Here is a 6,013-nt window from a genome sequence, read left to right on the forward strand (position 1 = left end):
GCCATTCTCCCACAACGGAATTCGCGCCACCGGCTTGATGTTATTCACCTCGCCGGTATCGGTGATATCCACACAGTGGAACGAGGACTGCGGTGGCACCACCATCATCGACGCGGCCGCACCCGAGGCGTGGAAACGTTCGATCATCGTGTCCAGCGGTGCGTCGGTGAGCACATCGGCGTAGTTGGCCAGGAAGTACTCGTCACCGTCGAGATGTTCGCGCACCCGCCGCAGCCGCTCGCCGATCGCCGACTCCACCCCGGTGTCGACGAAGGTGATCGACCAGTCGCTGATATCGGTGCCGAGCAGCTGGACCTGACCGTCGCGGATGACGAAATCGTTGGACGCCGTCTCCTGATAGGTGAGGAAGAAGTTCTTGATGTGCTCGGCGCCGTAGCCCAGGCACAGCACGAACTCCTTGTGACCGTAGTGGGCGTAGTAGCGCATCACGTGCCACAGCAGCGGGCGCGGGCCGACCAGCTGCATCGGCTTGGGCACGACGTCCTCGGACCCGCCGCGCATGCGCATGCCGTACCCGCCGCAGAACAACACGACCTTCATCGGTTCACCTTCGTTTCCATGGCACCGGCCACCACCGGGTCGCCGAGAATGTCGCCGCGGTGCAGCACCGGCAGCGGATAGACCAGTTCGCCACCCCAGTCGCCGACATGGCGCAGCTGGGCGGTGATCTCGGTTTCGAGATTCCAGGGCAGCACCAGCACCACATCCGGGCGGTCGGCATCGATGCGTTCCGGCGGATGGATCGGGATGCGGGTGCCGGGGGTGTAGCGGCCGTGCTTGTAGGGGTTGCGGTCCACGGTGTACTCGAGCAGGTCGGGCCGGATACCGCAGTAGTTGAGCAGAGTGTTGCCCTTACCTGGGGCGCCGTACCCGACGACCCGCTTGCCCGCCGCCCGGCAATCGAGCAGGAAGCGCAGCAGTTCCAGGCGCACCGATTCCGCGCGCGGACCCAGCGCGGCGTACCCCTCGGGAACATGCAGGCCCGCCGCCTGTTCCAGCTCGAGCACCTCCGCGACCCGTGCTGTCGGCTCCGCGACCGCGTCGGGCCTGGCCCACAGCCGGATCGAACCGCCGTGGGTGTCGAGCAGTTCCACATCGACGACCGTCAGTCCGCCCACCGCCAGCGCGCGCTGCGCGGAATGGACGGTGTAGTACTGGAAGTGCTCGTGATACACGGTGTCGAACTGGCCGAGCTGGACCAGATTCAGGGCGTGGTGCACCTCGATGCTCAGCCAGCCGTCATCGCTGAGCAACCCCCGCAGCGCACGGGTGAAGCCGCGCAGATCGGGGATGTGAGCGTAGACATTGTTGGCGACCACCAGGTCGGCGGGCCCGTGTTCGGCGCGCACCCGCGCGGCCGACTCCTCGTCCAGGAACGCCGTCTCGGTGGGCACACCGGCCGCCCGCGCCGCCCCGCCCACATTGACCGACGGTTCGATGCCAAGGCAGCGGATGCCGCGCGCCACCGCGTGACGCAGCAGGTACCCGTCGTTGCTTGCCACCTCGACGACGAACGAATCGGCGCCGAGACCGAGACGCTCGGCGGCGGTATCGACGAACCGCTCGGCGTGGCGCACCCAGCTCTCGGAGTACGAGGAGAAGTACGCGTACTCGGTGAAGGTGTCCTCAGGGGTGATCAGCGCCGGGATCTGCAACAGCAGGCAGTCCTCGCACAGTCGCAGATGCAGGGGAAACGTGGGCTCCGGCAGGTCGAGTCCGGTGGCGTCCAGGAAGCTCTCGCACGGCGGCGTCGCGCCCAGGTCCAGCACACTGGTGAGCGCGGTGGAATCGCAGAGTCGACAGTGCACGCAGCCGCCTTCGGGGTCGATGGTCTTGTTCCGGGTATTCCCGGACAAGCCGAACGTCGGCTGGATCGGCACAGACGTTACATTGATGAACAGAATTGGGCGTCGCGGGAACGGCCGTACGGCACCAGAATTAATGGTATTTTTTTAGGTTAAATCAATTGGGAGAGTCATTGGCTATCGTTCGGTGAACTCTGAAATTGTCGCCTTGGCGTGTGATCCGATGTGGAGTGTGACGCATTCGACCTGCCGTCATAGCAATTGGCGATAGCTGTGGATGCGACTATCCGCGCGAACCGTCGGTACCTGTGGCTAATTTCCGGAAAGCATTGTGCCGCAGAAGTTTAGGTGCGGGGTTCGAAGAACCTTGTAACGGACGACGGGTCGGCGCCGAATCGAGGGAAGCGGGGGACACGTCGTCGCCCGTGGGGGAGAAGGTGTTGGGTTCATGAACTTCGAGTTCGCCGGTGGTGGTGATGTCGACGTGGTCAGCGGCGCCACCACGCTGCAGGGCGTGCGGCGTAGACACTGGCGGGCGGAGTACATCCAACAGGTGGCTGTGACGGATGTGCTCGCCGTGGTGCTCGCGGTGGGCGCCGCGCAGATCACCCGGTTCGGTGGCCCGGCGGCGCCCCCGCTGGCCTGGCCGTTGCCCTACGAGGTCGGGTATTCGGTGGTGTCGGGCGCGTTGGCCCTGGTCTGGCTGGCCCTGCTCAGCGGTTGCGGCACCAGGGCGCCGCATGTCATCGGTACCGGTGTCGAGGAATTCCGGCGGTTGTTCTCAGCCACCCTGCGGTTGTTCGGCGTGCTGGCGATTCTCGCCCTGATCTTCCAGATCGATTTCGCCCGCGGCTACCTCGCGATCGCGTTGCCCGCGGGGTTGCTCGCCCTCGTCGTGGGGCGAGTCTGCTGGCGGATGGTGCTGCGCCAGTGGCGGGCCAGAGGGCGCTGTCGGACGGCGGTTCTGGTGGTCGGTTCACCCGAGGCCGCGCACGCCATGGCGAGCGTGTTCACCGAGGAGCCCACCTCGGGCTACCGCGTGGTCGGCGTGTGTGTACCGGAGGGGACGGGCCGCGACGAATTCGCGGCGGGGGCTGGTCACTCGGTGCTCGGTGACGACCGGTCCGTGCTGGAGGCGGTGCGTCGCAGCGGCGCCGACTCGGTCGCGGTGGCCGCCACCGAACACCTCGGGCCCGCCGAACTACGCCGCATGGCCTGGGAACTCGACCAGCTCGGTGTCGACCTGATCGTGGCACCCGGCGTCGTCGACATCGCCGGTGTTCGCCTGACCAACAGGCAGGTGGCCGGAATGCCGCTGTTGCACATCGACGGCCCCCGCTACAGCCTGGCCAAATCCCGGCGCAAAGCGGCCTTCGATCTGTGCTTCGCCGCGACGGTGCTGGTACTGATCGCCCCGATACTGATCGCCATCGCGCTGGCGGTCAAGACGACCAGCGCCGGACCGGTGTTCTACCGCTCCGAACGGATCGGTCTCGACGGCGTTCCGTTCCGGATGATCAAGTTCCGCAGTATGTTCGCCGATGCGGACCGCATGGCCGACCAGCTCATCGCGGACCACGGGGGAAACCCGGTGTTCTTCAAGCTGAAGGACGATCCCCGGGTAACCCCGGTCGGCCGTTTCCTGCGCAAATACAGCCTCGACGAACTCCCCCAGTTCATCAACGTCGTGCGTGGCGAGATGAGCGTCGTCGGCCCACGTCCGCAGGTTCAGCGCGAGGTCGACAGCTATGACGGGGAGATGCGCAGGCGACTGCTCGTGAAGCCGGGCGTCACCGGGCTCTGGCAGGTCAGCGGCCGCTCGGATCTGTCCGTGGAGGAATCGGTGCGGCTCGACCTCTCCTACGTCGAGAACTGGTCGATGCTGCTCGACCTCGAGCTGATCGGGCGGACGATCGGCACCGTCGCCCAAGGGGATGGCGCCTACTAGGTGCTCGTGCGCCGGCGGACGACCGGGCCGGTGCGGGATCTGCGCACCGACCCGGTGGATTCAGCGCAGGTCGCGCCGCCGGAAGGCGGTAAGGCCGACAGCGATTCCGGCCAGGGCGACCCCGACGAGCCAGGCGACCGGAACGATGTCGAACGACGCGCCCGGCAGCTTCGGCGGATGCACGAACGGCACCAGATCCATCAGCCACTGCGGGAACGTGCCGAGCGAACCGAGCAGCACGATCACGATCATCGCGCTCAACACCGCCCACGCCAGCGACGCGTACTTCGGTACAACGCCGTTCAGCAGCAGGGCGATCGCGGTGACCACCCAGACCGCGGGCAGCTGCACCGCGACCGCGCCGAGCGACTGACCGAGCTTGCCGACGACATCACCATCGGTGCCGCCCCACACGATCCCGATCCCGATGCCGGAAACCAGCAGGGCCACCGCGGGCCCGGCGACCGCGAACAGCAGGTGGCTCGACGCGTAGCGCACCCGGCCCACCCCCGCCGCCAGCACCGCCTCGGCGCGACCCGAGTTCTCCTCCTCGTGCAGGCGCAGCACCGACGACACCGAGTACGCGGCCGCGGCCGCCGCCAGCATGGTGATCGCGTAGGCGATGAACGACTTCTCCAGGTCCTCGGAGCCGCCCAGCGCGGTGACCACGTCCCGCAGGGTGCCGCTGTCGTCGAGCATGCCGCCGATGCTGTTCACCGCGCCACCGATCAGCAGGCCGTACAGGCCGAAACCGACCGTCCAGCCGAGCATCGAGCCGCGCTGCAATCGCCAGGCCAGACCGACCGGGCCCGAGAGAGCGGGGTCCGCCACGGCGGGTCCTGGACGTTCGGCGAGCAGGCCCGCGCCGAGGTCACGGGTGCGCAGCAGCTGGTAGGCGAGCAGCGTCGCGCCGATGGCCACGGCGGCGAGTGGGACGAGCACCCACCAGCGTTCCTCGGCGTACGGACGGATCTGCAGGCACCAGCCCAGCGGTGAGAACCACGAGAGCGCACCGTTTCCGGCGTCGCCCACCGCGCGCACCGCGAAGGCCGCGCCCAGCGCGCCGAGCGCGACACCACGCGCGATCCGTGCCCCGTTGCTGAGCTGGGCGGCGACCGCGGCGACCGCGGCCCACACGAAGCCGGAGGCGGCCAGCGCCGCGCCCCACGCCACCGAGCCCGCCGTGGGCAGGTCGGCGGCCATCAGCGAAGCGGCGCAGGCGATTCCGGCCACCGCCGCGGCGCCGAAGGTCAGCAGCAGCGCGCCGGTGAGACCGGCGAAACGGCCGATGCTGGTGGCGCCGACCAGTTCCGCGCGTCCGGTCTCCTCCTCGACCCTGGTGTGCCGGATCACCGTGAGTACGGCGGCGATCGCGATCATCGCGTACATCGCTCCGGCCTTCCAGGTGCCGATGGACCCGAGCGAGGAATTGAACACCGGACCGTACATGGCCAGCAGCGCGGGACTGGCCGCCGTTGTCGTGGCGAAGCTGTCCAGCTGCTGCTGGGTGGCGTACAGGTCCTTGACCGAGACGACCTGCAGCGCGGGCATCAGCCCGATCAGCAGCGACCACGCGGGCGCGATGATCCGGTCGCGCCGCAGATACAGCCGCAGCATCTGCCCGGTGCCCGCGAATTCGCTGGCGGTGTGGGTGGTTCCGATGAACCTCGGGGTGGCGGCGATGGTGGTCATGCCCGCACCTTCTCTCCGGTGACCGTCGCGCCGCTCTCGACGTGGTAGTGGCGCAGGAACAGGTCCTCGAGTGTGGGTGGTGCGCTGGTCAGGCTACGTACGCCCGCGTCACCGAGGACGCGGATCAGCTCGCCGAGGTGCTCGGCGTCGACCTGGCAGCGCAGGGTGGACCCGTCGACTTCGACATCGTCGACACCCGGCAGCGCGCCGACATCGCCCGGATCGCCGGTCAGTTCGGCCGTGATCGCGGTGCGGCTCAGGTGCCGCAGCTGATCCAGCGAGCCGGATTCGACTGTGCGGCCCGCGCGGATGATCGTCACCCGGTCACACAGGTGCTCGACCTCGGACAGGATGTGGCTCGACAACAGCACGGTCGCCCCGCGAGCCGCGGCCTCGCGGACGCAGTCCTGGAAGATCTGCTCCATCAACGGGTCAAGACCCGAGGTCGGCTCGTCGAGGATGAGCAGATCCGCGTCGGCCGAGAACGCCGACACCAGGGCGACCTTCTGCCGGTTGCCCCTGGAATAGGTGCGGGCCTTCTTGGTCC

5 protein-coding genes are annotated in these 6,013 nt (G+C 68.0%); 1 reads left to right on the forward strand and 4 read right to left on the reverse strand.

The features are described 5' to 3' along the window. Both ACFWPJ_RS22200 and ACFWPJ_RS22205 read right to left on the reverse strand, forming a co-directional pair. Positions 1–561 (reverse strand): glucose-1-phosphate cytidylyltransferase (locus tag ACFWPJ_RS22200; RefSeq protein ID WP_378854197.1); only part of this gene is annotated, 561 nt, incomplete at its 3' end. Then, positions 558–1,829: a methyltransferase domain-containing protein gene (locus ACFWPJ_RS22205; RefSeq protein ID WP_378854203.1), complete on the reverse strand. Its 1,272-nt coding sequence runs from the start codon at positions 1,827–1,829 to the stop codon at positions 558–560. The genes ACFWPJ_RS22205 and ACFWPJ_RS22200, both read right to left, overlap by 4 nt. Positions 1,830–2,274: 445 nt before the next feature. On the opposite strand from ACFWPJ_RS22205, the gene ACFWPJ_RS22210 reads away from it, so the two are divergent. Next, positions 2,275–3,774: a sugar transferase gene (locus ACFWPJ_RS22210; protein ID WP_378854198.1), complete on the forward strand. Its 1,500-nt coding sequence runs from the start codon at positions 2,275–2,277 to the stop codon at positions 3,772–3,774. A 60-nt stretch (positions 3,775–3,834) separates the two neighbouring features. Here ACFWPJ_RS22210 and ACFWPJ_RS22215 read toward each other — a convergent pair whose 3' ends face one another. Then, the gene (locus tag ACFWPJ_RS22215) at positions 3,835–5,466 is read right to left on the reverse strand and encodes an ABC transporter permease (RefSeq protein WP_378854199.1); all 1,632 of its coding nucleotides are present in this window, start codon (positions 5,464–5,466) and stop codon (positions 3,835–3,837) included. Further along, a partial coding sequence (locus ACFWPJ_RS22220; protein WP_378854201.1) for an AAA family ATPase occupies positions 5,463–6,013 on the reverse strand: 551 nt, incomplete at its 5' end. The genes ACFWPJ_RS22215 and ACFWPJ_RS22220, both read right to left, overlap by 4 nt.

The organism is Nocardia sp. NPDC058497 (genome assembly GCF_042720195.1).
Classification (GTDB): Bacteria; Actinomycetota; Actinomycetes; order Mycobacteriales; family Mycobacteriaceae; genus Nocardia.